This window comes from Nocardia cyriacigeorgica (genome assembly GCF_029868385.1).
In the GTDB taxonomy this organism is placed as follows: domain Bacteria; phylum Actinomycetota; class Actinomycetes; order Mycobacteriales; family Mycobacteriaceae; genus Nocardia; species Nocardia cyriacigeorgica_F.
Genome location: NZ_JARWNX010000059.1, coordinates 55420 through 75556, shown reverse-complemented (window position 1 = coordinate 75556; position 20137 = coordinate 55420). Strand labels below are relative to the sequence as shown.

The 20137-nt window shown below is 68.9% G+C and carries 18 protein-coding genes; 6 read left to right on the top strand and 12 right to left on the bottom strand.

The features are described from left to right. Positions 1-107: 107 nt before the first annotated feature. The 6 genes from QH168_RS20300 to thiO all read right to left on the bottom strand — a co-directional run bounded on the left by QH168_RS20300 (position 108) and on the right by thiO (position 5253). A complete protein-coding gene (locus QH168_RS20300) occupies positions 108-872 on the bottom strand; it encodes an adenylate/guanylate cyclase domain-containing protein (protein WP_280236421.1) in 765 nt (254 codons plus the stop codon). Positions 873-1216: 344 nt separating this feature from the next. Continuing rightward, a complete protein-coding gene (locus QH168_RS20295; protein WP_280236420.1) occupies positions 1217-1975 on the bottom strand; it encodes an ABC transporter permease in 759 nt (252 codons plus the stop codon). Continuing rightward, a complete protein-coding gene (locus QH168_RS20290; protein WP_280236325.1) occupies positions 1975-2928 on the bottom strand; it encodes an ABC transporter ATP-binding protein in 954 nt (317 codons plus the stop codon). Before QH168_RS20290 ends, QH168_RS20295 begins: the two co-directional genes overlap by 1 nt. A gap of 246 nt (positions 2929-3174) precedes the next feature. Further along, entirely contained in the window at positions 3175-3951 is a 777-nt protein-coding gene (locus QH168_RS20285; RefSeq protein ID WP_280236324.1) for a thiazole synthase, read from the bottom strand. Beyond that, complete coding sequence (thiS, locus tag QH168_RS20280) at positions 3944-4162, bottom strand: sulfur carrier protein ThiS (RefSeq protein WP_163823531.1); 219 nt, start codon at positions 4160-4162, stop codon at positions 3944-3946. The genes QH168_RS20285 and thiS overlap by 8 nt, the downstream gene beginning before the upstream one ends. Continuing rightward, positions 4159-5253: a glycine oxidase ThiO gene (thiO, locus tag QH168_RS20275; RefSeq protein ID WP_280236323.1), complete on the bottom strand. Its 1095-nt coding sequence runs from the start codon at positions 5251-5253 to the stop codon at positions 4159-4161. Before thiO ends, thiS begins: the two co-directional genes overlap by 4 nt. Before the next feature lie 52 nt (positions 5254-5305). Here thiO and thiE point away from each other — a divergent pair, with 52 nt between their 5' ends. Next, positions 5306-6004: a thiamine phosphate synthase gene (thiE, locus tag QH168_RS20270; RefSeq protein ID WP_280236322.1), complete on the top strand. Its 699-nt coding sequence runs from the start codon at positions 5306-5308 to the stop codon at positions 6002-6004. Between the two features lie 283 nt (positions 6005-6287). Here thiE and QH168_RS20265 read toward each other — a convergent pair whose 3' ends face one another. After that, a complete protein-coding gene (locus tag QH168_RS20265; RefSeq protein ID WP_280236321.1) occupies positions 6288-6977 on the bottom strand; it encodes an NUDIX hydrolase in 690 nt (229 codons plus the stop codon). A gap of 394 nt (positions 6978-7371) precedes the next feature. Between QH168_RS20265 and QH168_RS20260 the strand changes: the two genes are divergently transcribed. The 3 genes from QH168_RS20260 to QH168_RS20250 all read left to right on the top strand — a co-directional run bounded on the left by QH168_RS20260 (position 7372) and on the right by QH168_RS20250 (position 12452). Beyond that, on the top strand, positions 7372-8727 hold the full coding sequence (locus tag QH168_RS20260; protein ID WP_280236320.1) for a hypothetical protein: 1356 nt from the start codon (positions 7372-7374) through the stop codon (positions 8725-8727). Continuing rightward, on the top strand, positions 8724-9689 hold the full coding sequence (locus tag QH168_RS20255) for a glutamate ABC transporter substrate-binding protein (protein ID WP_280236319.1): 966 nt from the start codon (positions 8724-8726) through the stop codon (positions 9687-9689). Before QH168_RS20260 ends, QH168_RS20255 begins: the two co-directional genes overlap by 4 nt. Before the next feature lie 402 nt (positions 9690-10091). Then, complete coding sequence (locus tag QH168_RS20250; RefSeq protein WP_280236318.1) at positions 10092-12452, top strand: serine/threonine-protein kinase PknG; 2361 nt, start codon at positions 10092-10094, stop codon at positions 12450-12452. A 47-nt stretch (positions 12453-12499) separates the two neighbouring features. On the opposite strand, the gene QH168_RS20245 is transcribed toward QH168_RS20250, so the two are convergent. Then, positions 12500-13705 carry an acetate kinase gene (locus QH168_RS20245; RefSeq protein ID WP_280236317.1) on the bottom strand — a complete coding sequence of 402 codons (1206 nt, stop codon included), beginning with the start codon at positions 13703-13705 and terminating at the stop codon, positions 12500-12502. Between the two features lie 103 nt (positions 13706-13808). Beyond that, on the bottom strand, positions 13809-15881 hold the full coding sequence (pta, locus tag QH168_RS20240; protein ID WP_280236316.1) for a phosphate acetyltransferase: 2073 nt from the start codon (positions 15879-15881) through the stop codon (positions 13809-13811). A gap of 110 nt (positions 15882-15991) precedes the next feature. Here pta and QH168_RS20235 point away from each other — a divergent pair, with 110 nt between their 5' ends. After that, entirely contained in the window at positions 15992-16498 is a 507-nt protein-coding gene (locus QH168_RS20235; RefSeq protein WP_280236315.1) for a nitroreductase/quinone reductase family protein, read from the top strand. Positions 16499-16687: 189 nt separating this feature from the next. On the opposite strand, the gene fgd is transcribed toward QH168_RS20235, so the two are convergent. Continuing rightward, the gene (gene fgd, locus QH168_RS20230; protein ID WP_280236314.1) at positions 16688-17719 is read right to left on the bottom strand and encodes a glucose-6-phosphate dehydrogenase (coenzyme-F420); all 1032 of its coding nucleotides are present in this window, start codon (positions 17717-17719) and stop codon (positions 16688-16690) included. Between the two features lie 528 nt (positions 17720-18247). Here fgd and QH168_RS20225 point away from each other — a divergent pair. Then, positions 18248-19006: an HAD-IIA family hydrolase gene (locus QH168_RS20225; protein WP_432421142.1), complete on the top strand. Its 759-nt coding sequence runs from the start codon at positions 18248-18250 to the stop codon at positions 19004-19006. Between the two features lie 43 nt (positions 19007-19049). On the opposite strand, the gene QH168_RS20220 is transcribed toward QH168_RS20225, so the two are convergent. Both QH168_RS20220 and QH168_RS20215 read right to left on the bottom strand, forming a co-directional pair. Further along, entirely contained in the window at positions 19050-19508 is a 459-nt protein-coding gene (locus tag QH168_RS20220; RefSeq protein ID WP_280236312.1) for a MarR family winged helix-turn-helix transcriptional regulator, read from the bottom strand. Next, complete coding sequence (locus QH168_RS20215) at positions 19505-20137, bottom strand: DJ-1/PfpI family protein (protein ID WP_280236311.1); 633 nt, start codon at positions 20135-20137, stop codon at positions 19505-19507. Before QH168_RS20215 ends, QH168_RS20220 begins: the two co-directional genes overlap by 4 nt.

Genomic DNA, 20137 nt, shown 5'->3' with positions numbered 1-20137 from the left:
ACGCGGAGTGAGATCAGCGTTTGCGGCCTGCGCATGGCCGCACCGCCGATGCCGAGACCGAGGGCCGGTGGTGAGCCCCCTCGGCCGCGAGAACCTCGCGCCGCAAATCAAACACTGCTCAGTCGGAAGATCCGCAGATCCTCGGGCACACCGCTGAGCGGCGCGCTGAACATCCCCCGCCGGTACGGCTTGACGGCGTAACCGAGTTCCTCCAGCACACCCGGCGACACCGAACGCAACGTGGCCTCCGAGAGCATGGTCCGCCCATTGCCGCCCGCCTCCATGACGCGCGCCGCGATGGTGACATCGACCCCGAGCCAGTCGCCGCCGATCTCGCGCGGCGACCCGGTGTGCAGTCCGACCCGCATCTGCGGACGATAACCGTCCACACTCACCTCGCCCAACGCGCGTTTGGCCGCCACTGCGGCGCGCACGGCGGCATCGGCGGTCGGGAAGACCGCCATCACGCCGTCACCCATTCGCTTCACCACCTGACCGCCCCGCTGCGCGATCGGCGGTTCGATGGCCTTGGCCACCCGGCGCAACAGTTCGAGGGTGGCCTCGTCACCGGCCGACAGCGACCATTTCGAGAACGACACCAGATCGGTGAACATGACGGTGACCTCCTGGGTGCCCCGTCCGCGACCGACCCGCTCCAGCGCGGCCTGCCACACCTGAAGCGCGCCGAATCCGATCTCCCTGGCCGCGCTCGGCCTGGCGCCGACGAACTTGTCCGCCGCTCGGGCGACCGCGCGCGGACCACCCGGCCCGGACACCGACAGCGGATCACCGAACGACGGATCACCCGGGAGCTGTTCACGCGCCTTGCGCAGCGCACCGATAACGTCCGGGCGCTGGTTCGCCGCGGTCATCAAGGCCGTGAACGCGCGCGGCCGGGGACGTCGGGAAGATCCGGCTTCCGCCGGGGGAATGATCACGCCGGGATCGACGTCATCAGCTTCCGGTTCCGGTCCGGACACCGCACCGCCGGAAGGTGTTTTGCTCACGCCCCGAGGGTATCCCAGCCACCCGCGCACCGGTGGGGCCCATGGAACGGCATCCGGCCCGGTGCGAGGGTTCGCACCGGGCCGGAAAATACCGCACCGTCCGCCGGGCAGTGGCGGACGGTGCGCGAGGGGTGCGGACCTCCCGACAAGGTCGTTACCCCACAACCCGAGTGGCGAGGGAGGGCTACTCGGGTAGCCAATTATTCGAGTTATGCGTCGCGTTGGTTCACCGCGAACAGCGCGGCGCCGAACACGATCGCGACGAAGGCGATGAAGTAGAGCAGGCTGCCCCACACACCCCAGTGCCAGTTTCCGGCCGGGCCGTCGACCGAGAGGAAGCGGCTGGCGTTCTGGAACGGCAGGAACGGGGTGACATTGCGGCCGAAGCTACCGAAGGCGCCGAGCAGCGGCTCGATCAGCAGCGACCACAGCACGATCAGCGAGATCGCGGCCGCCGACTGGCGCACCAGCACACCCACACCGATGGCCAGCGCCACGCACAGGAAGGCGTAGATCGGCAGACCGTAGATGCTGCGCCAGTGGCCGTCGAGCACCAGGGTCGCGGCCGCATCCGAACCGCCGACCAGCTTGCCGACCAGGAAGGCGCCGAAGGCGAGCGCCGCGGTGAGCACCGCGGCGTAGACGCCGACCAGCAGGGTCTTGGTGAGGATCACCAGGTTGCGGTTCGGGACCGCCTGGAACGTCGTGCGGATGACGCCGAACCGGTACTCGCTGGTCACGGTGAGCGCCGCCATGATCATCAACACCATGACGCCGAACCCGGAGACACCGGCGGTCACGGTCGCGACATCGAGCGTCGGCACATCACCCGAATCCGAACTCGCCGTCCGCACCACCAGCGCGAACAGCGCCGCCAGGCCGAGGCCGAGCACGACGACGATCACCGAGCACCACCACGGCGACCTGGTCGAGGTCAGTTTGATCCGTTCCGCTTCCAGCACGCCGATCACAGCGCACCTCCCATCACCTGGTCGTCCGTGGCGACGCCCGCACCGTGGTACTGCACGGCGCCGCCGGTCATCCGCATGAACGCCTCCTCCAGCGAGGCCCGCTGTGGTGCGAGTTCGAACAGCGTGATGTCGTTCGCGCCCGCCAGCTTGCCGACCGCGTCGCTGGTGACGCCCGCGATCATCAGCGCCGGACCGTCCTGGCCGGAGCCGTCCTCGCGCACGGTCATACCGTTGGAGGTGAGGATGCTGCGCAGCTGGTCGAGCTGCGGGCTGCGCACCCGCACCGACGACTCCGAGGCGCGGTCGATGAATTCCTGCGTGGTCGAATCCGAGATGAGCTTGCCGCGACCGATCACCACCAGATGTTCGGCGGTCTGCGCCATCTCCGAGAGCAGATGGCTCGACACCAGCACGGTGCGTCCCTCGGCGGCCAGACGCTGCATGAACCGGCGGATCCACAGGATGCCCTCCGGGTCGAGGCCGTTGACCGGCTCGTCGAACAGCAGCACCGCCGGATCACCGAGCAGTGCGCCCGCGAGGCCGAGCCGCTGCGACATGCCGAGCGAGAAACCGCCCGCGTTCTTACCGGCCACCTCGGACAGGCCGACCAGCCGCAGCACTTCTTCGACCCGCGATTTCGGGATGCCGTTGGAGGCGGCCATCCATTGCAGATGAGCGCGCGCGGAACGGTTGGGATGCACCCATTTGGCGTCGAGCAGGGCGCCCACCTCGCGCAGCGGCTGGTCCAGGTCGTGGTACGGCCTGCCGTTGATCAGGGCGGTACCGGCGGTCGGCCGGTCCAGCCCGAGGATCATGCGCATCGTGGTCGACTTACCCGCGCCGTTCGGTCCGAGGAAGCCCGTCACCTGTCCGGGGCGAACGGTGAAGGTCAGATCCTGAACCGCGACGGTCTGCCCGTAGTGCTTGGTCAGGCCCTTCAGTTCGATCATGCCTACAGCATTGCGCAGATCCGGCTGCCGCGCGTCGGTATAAAGGCTTGTCGTCGGTCATCCTCGAGGATGATCTCGATCCGGGGGTATCACCCCCGCGACCCCGAGGACGTACCGGCACCGGGCAAGGGCACCGATATCAGTGGCTCCGGCACATGGACCTGGGGTATTCGCCTGCGTCGAACCGGTCTGTGCGGATCCAGCGGATCCTTCGTGGTCGGCGGCCCCGGCCAGCGTGCCTCCTGATCAGCCGATAGCGGGCGAGGACGCCTGGGCCCAGAAGCGCTTGGGTATCCGACCGGCCGCGCGCGCCAGGCGACCGGCGCGCACCGCATCCGCCATGGCAGCGGCCATGAGCGCGGGCTGCCTCGCCCTGGTCACCGCCGTCGCCAGCAGGACCGCCGAGCAGCCCAGTTCCATGGCCAGCGCGGCGTCGCTCGCGGTGCCGATACCGGCGTCCAGGATCACCGGCACACCGGCCTCGGCCACGATCATCTCGATATTGTGCGGATTACCGATGCCGAGGCCGGTGCCGATCGGGGCGCCGAGCGGCATCACCGCCGCGCAGCCCGCCTCCTCCAGCCTGCGGGCGAGCACCGGATCGTCGTTGGTGTAGGGCAGCACCACGAAACCGGCGTCGACCAGCTTTTCCGCGGCGTCGAGCAGTTCGATCGGATCGGGCAGCAGGGTGCGCTCATCGGCGACCACCTCGAGCTTGACCCAATTGGTGTCGAGCGCCTCCGCCGCGAGCTGCGCGGTGAGCACCGCCTCGGCCGCGGTGCGGCAGCCGGCGGTGTTCGGCAGCGGGGCGATATCGAGACGCTTCAGCAGATCGAGCACACCGGTGCCGCCCGCCGCGTCGACCCGGCGCATCGCGACCGTGGTCAGCTCGGTACCGGAGGCCATCAGCGCCTCCTCCAGCACGGCCAGGCTCTCGGCACCGCCGGTGCCCATGATGAGCCGCGACCCGAACTGCCTGCCCGCGATCTCCAGCGGAGCATCGACGACCGGTGCGTCAGCCACCCTGGACCGCCGTCAGCACGTCGATCTGCCAGCCACGGCCGACCGGCTCGTCCCAGCGCGACTTCGGGAACACCGCGCCGTCGACGGCGAGCGCGACGCCCTGGCACGGCAGCTCCAGCCGGGTGAGCAGCTCACGCACCGTGAGCGGCTCGGCGAACTCGTGGTCCTGGCCGTTCACGGTGACGCCGATGGGCACAGATATCGCGGTCATCGAACTCCTCCTGCGGATGAGACAGCCGGCGCGGACGGCGCCGTGAAGCGTTGCGGATCGGCCGAGGCCACCTCGGGCAGCGGGGCGTCCGCCAACTCGGCCAGTACCGCGTCGGCGGTGATGGCGGTGGTGAGCATGCCGTTGCGACCGTGTCCGGTGGCGGCGACGATCCGATCGGTGAGCCTGCCGATGAGCGGCAGATTGTCCGGGGTGCCCGGACGCGAACCGCAATTCGCCTCGGCCAGTTCGTATTCGCCGATGCCCGGCAGGATCGCCTCGGCGTCGGCGATCAGGTCGCGGACACCGCCGACGGTGACCGTCACATCGAAGCCCGCCTCGTATTGTGTTGCGCCGACCACGATTCCGTCGCCGCGCGGAACCAGGTAGACCGGCCTGCCGTGCACCCGCGCCCGGATCACGCGGGTCGGCACGGGTTGCGCGCCCGGCCGGTGCCGCAGCCGCAGGATCTCGCCCTTCACCGGGCGCACCGGCAGTCCGGGCCACAGCGCAGCCGAGGCCGCGCCAGCGGCGAGCACGATCCGATCATGTGGCAGGGCGTCGAGATCGTCGACGGTTTCGGCGCGCAGCTGTATCCCGGCCGCGTCGACGGCACGGCGCAGCGCGGTGATCAACAGCCGGTTGTCGATGGCGGGTTCGGCGGTGGCCAGCATGCCCGCGCGGACGGTGCGGGCAAGTCCCGGTTCGAGTTCGCGCACCCCGGCGCGGTCGAGAACGCGCAGGTCATGGCCGTGGTCGCCGACCCAGTCGGCAATGGTGCGCAGATCGGCGGCGTCGGCGGCGTCGAGCGCGACGGTCAGCGTTTGTTCGGCCACGTACACATCGGCGCCGGTCGTGGCCGCGAGCCGCGCGGCGAATTCGGGCCAATGCGCGAGCGCCGCGGCCCCGAAGGCGAGCACCGCGTCCTCGCCGGGCCAGCCCTCCGACAGCGGGGCCAGCATCCCACCGGCAACCCAGGAGGCGCCGGAGGCGACAGCGGGATCGAACAGCGTGACCGTCCATCCGGCCTCGGCAGCCCGCCAGGCCGCGGCGAGCCCGATGGCGCCGCCACCGACGACGGCCAGAGTCCGCATTCGTTCCTCCTCGTGTTCGCATCCCCACGGTAGCGCGGCTACGGTCGAAGGCGTGCAACCCTCCCACCCGAACCGACCGCTGCCGCCACGGGAGCGCCTGGCCACCGCGCGGTTGTATCTGTGCACCGATGCCCGCCGGGAAAAAGGCGATCTGGCCAAGTTCGCCGAGGCCGCACTCGCGGGCGGAGTCGACATCATCCAGCTACGCGATAAGGGGTCACCGGGCGAGCAGAAGTTCGGCCCGCTGGAGGCCAAGGCCGAGCTCGGCGCCCTCGCCGAATTGAAGGCCGCCGCGCGCAGGCACGGTGCGCTGGTCGCGGTGAACGATCGGGCCGATCTGGCGCTCGCCGCGGGCGCGGACGTCCTCCACCTCGGTCAGGGCGATCTGCCGCCGTGGTACGCGCGCCGCATCCTCGGCCCCGATGTGGTGATCGGCCGCTCCACGCACAACCGCGCCCAGGCCGGGCTCGCCGCCATCGACGAACACATCGACTACTTCTGCGCCGGACCGATATGGGCCACCCCCACCAAACCGGGCCGGACCGCCGCCGGACTCGATCTGGTCCGCTCCACCGCCGACGCCCATCCGACCCGGCCGTGGTTCGCCATCGGCGGAGTCGACGCGCAGCGGCTGCCCGAGGTACTGGCCGCGGGCGCCGACCGGGTCGTCGTGGTTCGGGCAATCACCGAAGCGCGCGATCCCGAGGCCGCCGCGCGCGAACTGAAGGCCGCGTTGCTCGCCAACGTCTGAGCACATCGCGGCCAGGCCGCCCGCCGCGGCGGACGGGGTCGCGCTGATGCGGCAGCCATGAAACGCCGCGACCTGGCGGCCGTGGGCGCATCCGCCCTGGCCCGCGCCCCACTCCGGCCAGACCGAGCACCGCGAAGAAACACCGCGCCAGGTTCCCACCCGAGCGCATCGCGGGTACGCCGTCCGCATACGGCATGCCCGTCCTGGTCGTGCGCAGGATGGTGGCGGCCGTGGTCCGTCCCGCAGGGATCACATCACCGCGGGCAGGCGCCATGCTCAGTACTCAGGACAAGATCTGGCCGGTGGTCAATGCGAAGGTCGCGGGCTCGGCCTGCTCTGCGGCGGTATCACCCTCGGCCGGATCCAGCAGACCTTCGATGATCGTGGCGAAATCTCCCGGCCCGTCCGCGACGGCGTGTAACCAGATGAAGCCCTGCTCGGCGAGGTCTACGGTGCGCGGCAACGCTGCTGCCAGGGCGGGGGCCTGGGTGATACCGGCCAGGTCGACCCGCGCGGGAACGGCGCGCAGTCCGGGCCAGGCCAGCGCGAATCCGGGATGCAGTGGACGCGCGTCCACCTCGTCCTCCGGCACCCAGGCCAGTTCGACGCTCTCCCGGTTGGCGCTGGTCGCGAGGGTGAGCGCGGCATCGGCGATGACCGTGGTGTACGTCCAGCCACTGGATGCACAAGCCGTGACCCGTTCGGCACGCACCCGGACATCGGTCGAGGCGATCCCGGCTTCCTCCCAGGCCTCGCGCACCGCGGCGTGCATGGGCGTCTCATGACTGTCGCGGGCGCCGCCGGGCAACGCCCAGGTACCGCCCTGATGACTCCACGGGGCACGATGCTGTAGCAATACCGCCGAACCGCCGCCCTCCAGTGGCGCCCGCAGCAGCAGACCGGCGGCCCCGAACTTTCCCCAGTGGCGGACCCCATCCGGTCCGCGCGACCAGCCGTCGCCGTCACCACGCATATCGCACCATCCTTGTCACCTGGCAACCCCATAGTGCCCCACCCGCGGCGACCAGCGGGCGCAGTCGGTGCGACGCAGGCATCCGATATCGGCGGCGGCACGTTGCTGCCCCCGGCGACCAGCGGGCACGGTCGGTGCGACGCAAGCATCCGATATCGGCGGCGGGCACGTTCCTGCCCCGGCGACCAGCGGGCACGGTCGGTGTGGCTCCGGGCCGACCCGGCCGACGATCGGCGACACGCCCCGCATACCCGTGCGAGGCCACTAACCTTGGCCGGTTACGGTGGCGGACCGAGCTCATTGCGAATGGATGAGTTCTCGGCGCACAGGACGGGGCCAGACAGAATAGGCTCCGAATCAGCGCAAAGAGGCGCCCCTGAGCGGGGAGGTGGACATGACGCGGTTGGCAGCGGATCGGGCGGCGGCGGTACTGGAGCCGGCGACCGATGCCGAGCCGCCGAACGGGAGTGGGCGACGGCTCCCGATGCGCCCGCATGTGCGGGCGATGCGGGAACAGCTGGACCCGGCCAATCTACGGTCGTTCGCCCGGTCCACACCGGGCAGACTGATCGGGGTCGGGCTACTACTGGCGATGGTGTGCCTGGCCGCCGGTGTGGTGACGGCGGTGACGGTCAACGAGCGGCAGAACGGCCTTGACGTCCTACTCGCCGAAACCGAACCCGACGCCCACTCCGCACACCGGATCTACACCTCGCTCTCGGTCGCCGACGCAGCGGCCGCGACGGCGTTCATCTCCGGCGGCCTGGAACCACAGCATGTGCGCGATCGCTACAGCCAGGCCGTCGGCGAATCGGCGGCCGAACTCGCCGCACTGTCCGGGCAGGGCACCGATCAGCGGCTGCGCACCGGCATCTCCACCGGGCTACCGGTCTACACCGGACTGATCGAAACCGCGCGGGCCAACAACCGCAGCGGCTATCCGGTCGGCGCCGCCTATCTGAGCGAAGCGTCGAACCAGATGCAGACCAGACTGCTGCCGATGGCGGGCGAACTACAGCAGCACCGCTCCGATGCGGTCGACGTTGCGCAACGTCGTCATGTGCGGCCGCCGTGGGTGGCGATCGCCCTGCTGGTGCTGACATTGGCCGGATTGGTCTTGGCCCAGGTGGATTTCGCGCGACGCTGGCATCGCACCTTCAACCCTGGACTGCTGCTCGCCTCGGGCGCGGTGGTGCTGCTGCTGGTGTGGACGGTGGTCGCGGGAGCCATCTCGGCGACGTCGATGATCCGCGGCCGCGAGGATGCCGCGCTGCCCGCCGACCGTCTCACCGAGAGTCGGATCCTGGCTCAGCAGGCCCGTTCCGCGGAAACGCTGAAGCTGGTGCGCCGCGACGCCACCGGCGACTACGACCTCACCTACGACGCCAACCGGACCAGGCTCACCGAACTGCTCGCCGATGACGCACCCGGCGCCGCGGATGCCCGTGCGGCACTGGATCGTTGGCATGCCGCACATCTGCGGATGAACCAGGCGCTCGACCGCGGTGATTTCGTCGCCGCGGCGGCCGTGGCGACCGGACCGGGCGCCGCCGACGCGGCGGCACAGGTCGACGCCCTCGACAAGGCGCTGGCCGCCGGGATCGCCGACACCCGGAACAACCTGCGCGATGACATCTCTCAGAGCGCGCGAGTATTGGATTTCCTCGCACCCGGTGCGCTGATCCTCGGCATTCTCGCCGCGGCCTGCGTGGTGCTGGGTGTCTGGCCCCGACTGCGGGAGTATCGATGAGAACCGTACGCACCGCCCTGGTGCTCGCCGCGGCGGCCCTGATCGGCAGCTGTGCCACCGAGCCGACCATGCGCACCGCCATCGACGGCACAGATTTCACCTCGCCGCCGCTGCCCGCGCAGGCGGAGACGATCAGCACCGATACCAGCGTGACGCCGAAACCCGAACCGGATTGTGGTGATCCCACCGCGAGCCTGCGCCCCAGCACCGCCGCCAGCGGACCCGCGCTCGACGCCATCCGCGCCCGCGGACGTCTGGTGGTCGGCCTGGACGCGGGCAGCAATCTGTTCAGCTTCCGCGATCCGATCAGCGGCGCGATCGTCGGATTCGACGCCGATATCGCCAGGGAGGTCGCCCGCGATCTGCTGGGCAGCCCGGATCTCATCGAATACCGGAGCCTGTCCTCGGCCGACCGGGAGAAGGCGCTCCAGGACCATTCGGTGGATCTGGTGGTGAAGACCATGACCGTCACTTGTGAGCGGCGGCAACGGGTTTCGTTCTCCACCGTGTATCTGCTCGCGCATCAGCGGGTGCTGGCGGTGAAGGGTTCGGGGATCGAGACCCTGCCGGATCTGGCCGGTAAGCGGGTCTGCATCGTGGCCGGAACCACCTCGGTGGACCATATCCGCCGCCATCAGCCCACCGCCACCATATTGAGCGTGCCCACCTGGGCCGACTGTCTCGTGGTGCTCCAGCAGCGCCAGGTCGACGCGGTCAGCACCGATGACGCGATCCTGGCGGGCCTCGCGGCCCAGGACCCCTACACCCATGTGGTGGGCCCGGACATCAGCGAGGAGCCCTACGCCATCGGAATCTCCAAGGGCAACGACGATCTCGTGCGCTTCGTCAACGGCACCCTGGCCCGCATCCGCGCCGACGGCACCTGGACCCGCATCTACGACCGCTGGCTATCCGTACTCGGCGAGACCCCCCGCCCACCCGATCCGGTCTATCAGGACTGACCGATGCGCAGAACCGGCGGCCCCCCGGAGGAACCCGCGACATCCGACGATGCCGCGGGCGCCGCCGACCCGCTGAACGCCACCGGCGGCCCCCACCCCGAATCCGACGACTCCGCCACCGAACCGACCCGCCCGACCCCACCGACCACCGATACCTCCGGTCGCCACGCCAAGGCCGAGCCCCAACCGCCTTTCGCTCCACCGACAGCCGATCCTGCGGGAACAAATCGGCCCGCCACACCAACGGCTCCACACTCAGCAGACCAAACCCACTCACCCGCGACCTCCGAACCGCAATCGGGCTCCGACCCCCAGGCGGCACCACACCGAGTAGCCACACCTGACTCGACCGCGACCCGGCAACCGCAACCGGGCTCTGGCGTGCGGGCGACAGCCCCGCGCATGGCGGGCGAGCCCGACCATCCCTCGATCCGTGAGCCTCGACCCGGCCCTGCCACGCAGGCGGTACCGGGCACAGCCGAATCCGGCTCACCCGCGCTCCCGGAGCCGCCACTCGGCACCCAGGCGGTCCCCGGCACCCAGGCGATACCGGGCACCCAGATGACACCCGGCCGGTCCGGTGCCCCCGGTCGCGATTCGGCTGCCACCATGCGGACCTCGGGCCGGAGTGTGCGCACGGCGCTGTCGCGTCCCGCGGTGCGCAAGCTGGGGGCGGGGTTGGTGGAGATTCCTACGGTGGAGCCTGCCGATCCGCGTGATGCCGTGTTGGCGGATCCGGTTGTCGCCGAGGGTAAGCGGTTCTGCTGGCGGTGCAATTCGCCGGTGGGGCGGGCGACGCCGACGCATCCGGCGACCACCGTCGGCACCTGCGACAAGTGCGGTGCGCCATTCGATTTCCGGCCGTCGCTACATCCCGGCGATATGGTGTCGGGCCAGTACGAGATCCAGGGCTGCCTCGCCCACGGTGGGCTCGGCTGGATCTATCTGGCGATCGATCGCAATGTGAGCGACCGATGGGTGGTGCTCAAGGGTCTGCTGCACGCGCGTGACGCCGAGGCGCAGGCCGTGGCGGTGGCGGAGCGGCAGTTCCTCGCCGAGGTCGCGCATCCGAGCATCGTCAAGATCCACAACTTCGTCGAGCACACCGGTTCGGATGGCACACCGGTCGGCTACATCGTCATGGAATACGTCGGCGGCCGATCCTTGCGCGATATTCTCGACAGCCATCCGCGCCCGGAGCGTATGCCGGTCGCCGAGGCCATCGCCTATGTGCTCGAGGTGCTGCCCGCACTTGACCATCTGCATTCGATCGGACTCACCTACAACGATCTCAAACCCGACAACATCATGGTCACCGAGGATCAGGTCAAACTCATCGATCTCGGTGCCGTCGCCACCATCGAGGCGTACGGGAACCTGTACGGCACCAGGGGATTCCAGGCGCCGGAGATCGCCAAGACGGGACCGACAGTCGCCTCCGACATCTACACCGTCGGCCGCACCCTCGCCGTGCTCACCGTCGACATGCCGATGGAACACGGCCGCTACCTCGACGGCATTCCCGATCCGGCCGAGCATCCGGTGCTCGCTCAGCACGAGTTCTTCTACCGGCTGCTGCTGTGCGCGACCGATCCGGATCCCGCACGCCGCTTCCCCTCCGCGCGCGCCATGTCCGCGCAGCTGGCCGGGGTGCTGCGGGAGATCCTCGCGATCGAGACCGGCGCCGAACATCCACAGCTGTCCACAGTGTTCAGTCCACAGCGCGCCGGATTCGGCACCGAGGAATTGCTCGGTCAGACCGACGCCTACGCCGATGGTGTCGCCCGCAGCGCCGAGCTGTCGGCTCGCGAGGTGGCGTTGGCCCTACCGGTGCCGATCGTCGATCCGGCCGATCCCTCGGCACCGCTGCTGACCGCCGCGGTGCATCCCGATCCGGAACACGCATTGGAGGCCCTGGACGACGCGAGGGAGCGCGCGGCGGCCGATCCCGATAACGCTCCGGCGAATCTCGAGGCGGAGTTGCGGCTGGCCGAAGCGCGTGTGCGGCTGGACCGCGGCGAGCCGGCGGCGGCTACCCACGTGCTCGACGGCATACCCGCCGCGGACCGGGACTGGCGCGTCGACTGGTACACCGGTCTCGCCGAACTGGTCGAACTCGATTTCGAGAAGGCTTTCGCCCGATTCGATGCCGTCCTGAACGTGCTGCCCGGCGAGATCGCACCCAAGCTCGCCCTCGCAGCAACCGCGGAACTCGTGCTGCAACAGTGGGATTCCATCGACCCGGAGCAGTGGCGCGCATACGCGGAGAAGTTCTACGCCACCGTCTGGCGCACCGATCACGGTGTGGTGAGCGCGGCGTTCGGTCTGTCCAGGCAACTCACCCATGCGGGCCGGGTCGATGACGCAGTGCGCGCGCTCGACGAGGTGCCGCCGACATCGCGCTACTTCACCACCGCTCGGATGACCGCCGTCCTACTCCTGCTCACCGCGACTCCACCCGACGAACTCGAGGAGAACACCTTGCATATCGCGGCGGCGCGGGTGCAGGCGCTACCCGCCGCCGAGCACCGCGCGGTGCAGTTGCGTCTACTGGTGCTCGGCGCGGCTCTTGCCTGGTTGCAGGCGGGCAACACTCCGAAACGGCCGGACGCCACCCTGTTCGGCGAGCCGTTCACCGAACGCGATCTGCGCGATGGCACCGAGGTCGGCCTGCGCACCCTGGCGCGGATCTCGCCCAACCGCACACATCGGTACGCGCTGGTCGATCTCGCCAATGCGATCAGGGCGACGACCTGGTTCTGAGCGAACCCGCCGCCGACCCCTGCTGGACCGGATCGCCGGTCCGGGCCTCAGCCCGCGATCCCGGCGACCACCTGCTGCGCCGCCCGCGCGATCGCGAGTTCTTCGTTCGTCGGCACGACCAGCACGGCCACGTCCGCCTCCGGTGGCGAAATGAACCGCGCGGACCGGCCTTTCGCATGATTGCGCTCCGGGTCGACAGCGATCCCGAACCGTTCCAGACCGGCCAACGCATCGGCGCGCACATCGGGGCTGTTCTCCCCCACACCGGCGGTGAAGGTGATGGCGTCCACGCCGCCCAGTTCGATCAGGTACGCGCCGAGATAGCGCCGCAGGCGGTGGATGTAGACGTCGTAGGCCAGCTGTGCGGCGCGATCGCCGTCGTCGATGAGCCGCCGCAGTTCGCGGAAGTCGTTGACGCCGGACAATCCCTTGAGTCCCGAATTGCGGTTCAGCAGTTCATCGATCCGGTCGATGTCCATATTCGCCGAACGCATCAGATGCGCGATGATGCCCGGATCGAGATCACCGGTGCGGGTGCCCATGACCAGGCCCTCCAACGGTGTGAGTCCCATGGTGGTGTCCACGGGCTTGCCGTCACGGATCGCCGAGGCCGAGGCGCCGTTGCCGAGATGGAACACGATCTGGGAGATCTCGTCGGGTGCGCGGTCCAGCAGTTTCGCCGCCTGCCCGGAGACGTACTCGTGTGAAGTCCCGTGAAATCCGTATCGACGAATGCCGTGGGCTGCCGCGACTTTCGCGTCTATCGCGTAGGTCTTGGCGGCGTCGGGCAGATCATGGAAGAACGCGGTGTCGAAGACCGCGACCTGCGGGATATCGGGCAGCAGCGCACTGACCGCTTCGATACCCATCACATTGGCCGGATTGTGCAGCGGGGCCAAGGCCGACAGTTCGGAGATGGTGGCGATGGCGCGATCGTCGAGCAGCGTGGGCCGGTAGAACACCTCGCCGCCGTGCACCACCCGATGCCCGACCGCCGTCATCGCCTCATCGGTCAGATCATGGCCGGATTCGGCGAACATCCGGAAGGCCAGCCGCAGCCCGGCGGTGTGGTCGGCGATCGGACCGCGATGCTCGACGGTGTGCCCGTCCACCGTGTGCTCGATGCGGCCGTCGTCCTCACCGATTCGCTCCACCAGCCCCGATGCGGTGATCGCACCGGAATCCGGTTCCAGCAGCTGATATTTGATCGACGACGAGCCCGAGTTGATGACCAGCACACGCTCGTTACCCATCACGCCTCCTCCGACGCCACCGCCGCGTCAACGAACCCGGCACACTCCCGGTAACCCCGCACCGGACCCGCTTGTTCCACCCCTGTGACCCGCGCGACAGGGCTCATTCGCCCTGCGCCTGGATCGCGGTGATGGCCACGGTATTGACGATATCGGCGACCAGCGCACCACGGGACAAATCGTTGACGGGCTTGCGCAGACCCTGCAACACCGGACCGATCGCGATCGCTCCGGCGCTGCGCTGCACCGCCTTGTAGGTGTTGTTGCCCGTATTGAGGTCGGGGAAGATGAACACCGTTGCGCGCCCGGCGACTTCGGAGTCGGGCAGTTTGGCGTCGGCCACGGTCGGCTCGATCGCGGCGTCGTACTGGATCGGGCCCTCCACCAGCAGTTCGGGTGAACGTTCGCGCACCAGTTTGGTGGCCACCCGCACCTTGTCCACATCCGCGCCGCTGCCGGATTCCCCGGTCGAATACGACAGCATCGCCACCCGCGGATCGATCCCGAATCGCGCCGCCGTCGCTGCCGAGGACACCGCGATATCGGCGAGCTGTTCCGACGTCGGGTCCGGTACCACGGCGCAGTCGCCGTAGGCGAGCACACGGTCGGCCAGACACATCAGGAACACACTCGACACCGTCGACACACCCGGCACCGTCTTGATGATCTCGAACGAGGGCCGGATGGTGTGCGCGGTGGTGTGCGCGGCACCCGACACCATGCCGTCGGCGATGCCCCGATGCACCATCATCGTGCCGAAATAGGAGATATCGGAGACGGTTTCGCGGGCCCGCTCGAGCGTCATGCCCTTGTGTTTGCGCAGTTCGGTGTATTCGCGGGCGAAGTCCTCGAGGTGCTCGGAGGTGCTCGGATCGAGGACCTCGGCGTCGGTGATGTCGACGCCGAGTTCGGCGGCGCGCGCCCGGATGGCGGTCTCGTCACCGAGAATCACCAGGTCGGCGATCTTGCGCTGCAAGACACGGCCAGCGGCGCGCAGGATCCGATCGTCGTCGCCCTCGGGCAGCACGATGCGTTTGCGGTCGGCCCGTGCCCGTTCGATGAGCTGGTATTCGAACATCTGTGGGGTCACCACGGTGGAGCGCGGCACCTCGAGCCTGCGGAGGAACTCACCGGCGTCGACATGCTGTTCCATCAGGGCGAGTGCGGTGTCGACCTTGCGCGGATTGCCCGCCGACATGCGCCCGCGGGTGCGGTGGGCGGCGCCCGCGGTGTCGTAGGTACCGAGCGAGGTGGTGAGGATCGGCAGCTTCGGCTTCAGACCGGTCATCAGCCGGGCGACCGCAGGATGCGGCAGCAGACCACCGTTCATGATGATGCCCGCCAACGACGGAAAGCCCTCCGCCTCATGTGCGTTCACCACACTGAGCAGCACATCGGAGCGATCACCGGGCGCGATGACCACCTCACCGTCGACCAACCGCTCCAGAATGTGTTCGGCCGTCATACCGCCGACCATGATCTTCAAGGCCTCGCGGTGCAGCAACTCCGGATCGCCGCTGTACATCTCACCGTCGATGGCGGCGCACAACTCGGCCATGGTCGGCGCGATCAGCAACGGCACCTCGGGCAGCGTCCACGACGGCACCGCGAAACCGGACAGCGCGGCGCACACCTGATCGAGCTGTGCGGGATCGCAGCGGTTGGCGATGATGGCGGCCAGCTGTGCGTGCTCGGCCGACAACTCCGATGAACACAGCTCCGCCAGCTGCTTCACCTCGTCGGGGCTGCGGTCGGAACCGCGAACCACCAGCAGCACCGGTGCGCCGAGGTTCACCGCGATCCTGGCGTTGTAGCGCAGCTCGCTCGGGCTGGCCACATCGGTGTAATCGCTGCCGATCACCACCACCGCATCACAGGCCTTGGCGACCTCGTGGAACCGCATCACGATCTCGCTGATCGCGGCATCGGGATCGGCATGCACCTGCTCGTAGGTGACACCGATGGCCTGCGCGTAATCGATATCGGCGGTGCTGTGCTCGAGCAGCAGCTCCAGGATGTAGTCGGGCTCATCGGTCGACCGGGTGATCGGCCGGAACACCCCGACGCGCGCGGTGGTCGCGCACAACATCTGCAAGACGCCGAGCGCCACCGTGCTCTTACCGGTGTCGCCTTCGGGTGAGGCTATGTAGACGGTGGACGGAGCTGAGTCGGCCATATCGCAGAGCTTAGTGAACCCGCGGCAATCGGACAGGGCGACGATCAGCGCCGGATTGTGCCGTGTACAACACCGGCCGACGGTTCGACCCGCCGGATATAGTCCCCGGAATGGCCGAGCCGTTTCCGAATACCCAATGGGGTTCCCGCGACAACCTGCTCTCGCGCCTCGCGCATCCGATCGCCGCGAGCAAACCCGGTTCGTGGTTGATTCGCACACTCACCCCCGCCGACCGCGCCGTGCTGCGCCGCACCAACGGCAAACGCACCCTGCTCGGACCCATCGGAGCGCCGGTCATCCTGCTCACCACCACCGGACGCAAATCCGGTCAGCCGCGCACCCAGCCGCTGCTGTACGTCCACGACGGCGACACGCTCTATGTGGTCGGCAGCAATTTCGGCCAGGCCCATCACCCGGCGTGGACCGGGAACCTGCTGGCGAACCCGGCGGCGACCGTCGTCATCGCGGGCGAGACCATCCCCGTCACGGCGACGCCGGTCGCGGACGACGCCAAGGACGCCGTCTACGAGCGGTTCATCGAGGTCACCCCCGCCTACGGCGCCTACCGTGAACGCACCACCCGCGACCTGCGCATCTTTGCCCTGACCCGAGCCTGAACAGGCGCTGGACCAGGTCGGTTCGCGACGGCTTCCCCCGCACGGCGACGGCCGCACCTACCAGGGTCATCCGAACCAGTTCACGAGTGGCGGTCCGACTCGCTGCCCACCTCTCGCCTCGACATAGACCTGACGCCGCACGTGGGGCCTCGGGTGCGGCGTCAGGGGCGCGGTGCAGGAAAACGCGCGTCAGCCCAGTGCGCGCAGGCGCGGCGCGAGATCCCGCTGGAACAGATCCAGGAAGCGGCGCTGATCGTGGCCGGGAGCGTGGAAGACCAGGTGGTTGAGCCCCGCGTCCAGGTACGGCTTGATCTGGGCGACGGCGGCATCGGGATCGCTGGCGACGATCCACCGCTTGGCGATCTGCTCGATCGGCAGCGCGTCGGCGGCGGCCTCCATCTCGATGGGATCGGTGATGGAGTGCTTCTGCTCGGCGGTCAATGACAGCGGCGCCCAGAACCGGGTGTTCTCCAGCGCCAGCTCCGGATCGGTGTCGTAGGAGATCTTGATCTCGATCATCCGATCGATATCGGCAACCTCGCGTCCCACCTTGGCCGCGCCCTCGGCGACGGCGGGCATCAGCTTCTCGGTGTAGAGGTCCATACCCTTGCCGGAGGTGCAGATGAAGCCGTCACCGGCGCGGCCCGCGTACCTGGCGACCAGGGGGCCACCGGCCGCGATGTAGACGGGGATGCCGCCCTTGGGCACGTCGTAGATGGACGCGCCGACGGTGCGGTAGTACTGGCCGTCGAAATCGGTCCGGTCGCCGGTCCACAGCGCGCGCATGAGATCGACCGATTCCCGCAGCCGCGCGAAACGCTCCTTGAATTCCGGCCATTCGCCGGTGTATCCGGTGGCGATCTCGTTGAGCGCCTCACCGGTGCCGACACCGAGCATCACCCGGTCCGGGTACAGACAACCCATCGTCGCGAAGGCCTGCGCGATCACGGCCGGGTTGTAGCGGAAGGTCGGGGTCAGCACGGAGGTGCCGAGCAGGATGCGCTCGGTGCGTTCACCCGCCGCGGCCATCCAGGCCAGTGAGAACGGCGCGTGTCCGCCCTTGTGCCGCCAGGGCTGGAAGTGGTCGCTGACCGTCGCGCTGTCGAGGCCGTGCTCCTCGGCCAGCACCGCGAGCTCGACCAGCTCCCGTGGTCCGAACTGTTCCGCCGACGCCTTGTACCCGAGTTTGAGATCCGCCACCTGCGCCACTCCTGTCGCCATCGTGCGGAGTCACCGCACACCATTGCATCGCTTCCGCGATCGCTCGATACAGCCGAGAGCGGCCGAAGATTTGTTCCCGGCGCCGCAACCTGCATCGCTACCCGCGCCATCGCTTCGGCGCGGTCCGCCTTCGACCATAGCCAGCGGGGCGGGCGCGCTGAAGCCCTGCCACGAGAATGCGCACGGCACGTCTGCACGAAGGCCGGTGCCGGGGGTCGGTCATGACGATCGCCGCGCGGTTGCGCCGAACGCGAGAAAGGCCGTTGCGCCGAACGCGAGTAAACCCTCGCGGCGCACGCAAGAAGGGCAGATGCGGCGAACGCGAGAAACCCTCGCGGCGCACGCGAGAAGGGCCGGTGCGGCGAATTCGGGAGAGTACGCCGTGAGTTCGCCCCGGTTCCCGGCAGAGGGCGTCGATCCCGCGACTCGGCGTGACGTACCACGCAATGCGCCCCGCCCGGCCGCCGATAGCGGACAATTGGCCGGGTGACCTCCGCAGACGATCGGATCCTTTCCTACCTGACCGATATGGACGGCGTGCTCGTGCACGAGGACCATCTGGTTCCCGGCGCCGACGAGTTCCTGTCCGAGCTGCGGGACAAGGAGATCCCGTTCCTGGTCCTCACCAACAACTCCATTCGCACCCCGCGCGATCTCCAGGCCCGCCTCCGGCACAGCGGTCTCGACATCCCGGAGGAGGCGATCTGGACCTCAGCCCTGGCCACCGCGACCTTCCTGCACGAACAGCGACCACGCGGCACCGCGTACGTGGTCGGCGAATCCGGGCTCACCACCGCGTTGCACGAGATCGGCTACGTCCTCACCGACAGCGATCCCGACTACGTGGTACTCGGTGAGACCCGCACCTATTCGTTCGAGGCGATCACCACCGCGATCCGCCTGGTCGAGCGCGGCGCCCGGTTCATCGCCACCAACCCCGACGCCACCGGCCCGTCCCGCGACGGCGTCCTACCCGCGACGGGTTCGGTTGCCGCCCTGATCACCCGCGCGACCGGCCGCGAACCGTACTACGTCGGCAAACCCAACCCCCTGATGATGCGCTCGGCCCTGCGCCGCATCGGCGCCCATTCCCGCACCAGCGTCATGATCGGCGACCGCATGGACACCGACGTCATCTCCGGCATGGAAGCCGGTCTACGCACAATCCTGGTCACCACCGGAATCTCCACCCGCGCCTCCGTCGAGCAGTACCCCTACCGCCCGACCCTCGTAGTGGACTCGGTCGCGGATCTGATCGGCCGAACCTCCACCCCTTTCGCCGACTGAGCGCATCGCCATGGCCGCGAGAGGATCGGCCGACGACGACCGCCTACCGATCGCCGGTGATCGCGTCGAGCGCATCGGTCAGGCGGGTCAGTGCGGCGACGGTGGGGGCGAAGTCGGCGCCGAGTTCTTCGGCCAGGAGTTCGGCCATGACGGCGTGTTGCGGGTTGATCTTGGCGATGGCGTCGCGGCCCGCTTCGGTGATGGCGACGAGCTTGGCGCGGCGATGCGCCGGATTCGGGCGATATTCGGCCAACCCCTTGCCGACGAGCAGGTCGGCGATGCGTTGCACGCTCTGGCGCGTGATGCCCATCGCGCGCGCGACGCCCGCGACCGGCAGTGGTTCGCGCAGGACCGCACCGAGCACCTGCCACCACGCGGCGGTGAGCCCGGCCGGAGCGGCCAATTCCTCGGCGATGGAGAGGAATTGGCCGTTCAGACGGAACACGGTGATCGCGGCGGTGCTGAACAGCTCCCGCTCATCGGGCGCGTCCTCCGCGCTCACGAAGCCGCCGCCTTGGCCTCCTGTTCGGCGAGCACCGGGAACGCCGAGGCATCGCGCTGCGCGAAGAGCCGGTACCAGGCGTCGAGGATGTGCGGCTCGTAGAGATCGATCCTGGCGAAGATCTCGCGGGCGAATTCCCATGGAGCGGCCGGGCCAGCGGTGATCAGGTCGCCATCGGTGACGGCGGGCTCCTCCACATAGTTCGCACCACCGGTGTATCCGCTGTAAGCGAGGTATTCGGCGGCCCCGCTGGTGTGCTTGCGTCCGTCGAGCAGCCCTTCGCGCGCCAACCCGAACGTCGCGCCACAGATGGCCGCGACCGGAACACCGGCATCGAGGAATTTCCGTGCCTCGGCGGCGAATTCACCGAGTTCACCGTTGTCCCAACCCCCGGATCCGGGCAAGATCAGCAACGCACTGTCGGCCGGATCGAGATCGGCGAGCGCCATATCCGGCACGATCCGCATCCCACCCATCGTCGTGACCGGCTCGACCGACGCCCCGACCGTCCGAATCCGGAAACCACCCGGCTCGCGCTGCAAATTCACATTGCCGCCGATGTGCGCGATCGCCGCACCCACTTCCCAGTCGGCGAGCAGATCATAAACGGCTACATGCACTGTCTTCAT

Coding starts and splice junctions, on each gene's coding strand:
- QH168_RS20300 (WP_280236421.1), bottom strand. CDS start 872: ATGACCGCGGCGAACCAGCGCCCGGACGTTATCGGTGCGCTGCGCAAG.
- QH168_RS20290 (WP_280236325.1), bottom strand. CDS start 2,928: ATGATCGAACTGAAGGGCCTGACCAAGCACTACGGGCAGACCGTCGCG.
- thiS (WP_163823531.1), bottom strand. CDS start 4,162: ATGACCGCGATATCTGTGCCCATCGGCGTCACCGTGAACGGCCAGGAC.
- thiO (WP_280236323.1), bottom strand. CDS start 5,253: ATGCGGACTCTGGCCGTCGTCGGTGGCGGCGCCATCGGGCTCGCCGCG.
- QH168_RS20265 (WP_280236321.1), bottom strand. CDS start 6,977: ATGCGTGGTGACGGCGACGGCTGGTCGCGCGGACCGGATGGGGTCCGC.
- QH168_RS20260 (WP_280236320.1), top strand. CDS start 7,372: ATGACGCGGTTGGCAGCGGATCGGGCGGCGGCGGTACTGGAGCCGGCG.
- QH168_RS20255 (WP_280236319.1), top strand. CDS start 8,724: ATGAGAACCGTACGCACCGCCCTGGTGCTCGCCGCGGCGGCCCTGATC.
- QH168_RS20250 (WP_280236318.1), top strand. CDS start 10,092: ATGGCGGGCGAGCCCGACCATCCCTCGATCCGTGAGCCTCGACCCGGC.
- QH168_RS20245 (WP_280236317.1), bottom strand. CDS start 13,705: ATGGGTAACGAGCGTGTGCTGGTCATCAACTCGGGCTCGTCGTCGATC.
- pta (WP_280236316.1), bottom strand. CDS start 15,881: ATGGCCGACTCAGCTCCGTCCACCGTCTACATAGCCTCACCCGAAGGC.
- QH168_RS20235 (WP_280236315.1), top strand. CDS start 15,992: ATGGCCGAGCCGTTTCCGAATACCCAATGGGGTTCCCGCGACAACCTG.
- fgd (WP_280236314.1), bottom strand. CDS start 17,719: ATGGCGACAGGAGTGGCGCAGGTGGCGGATCTCAAACTCGGGTACAAG.
- QH168_RS20225 (WP_432421142.1), top strand. CDS start 18,248: ATGGACGGCGTGCTCGTGCACGAGGACCATCTGGTTCCCGGCGCCGAC.
- QH168_RS20215 (WP_280236311.1), bottom strand. CDS start 20,137: ATGAAGACAGTGCATGTAGCCGTTTATGATCTGCTCGCCGACTGGGAA.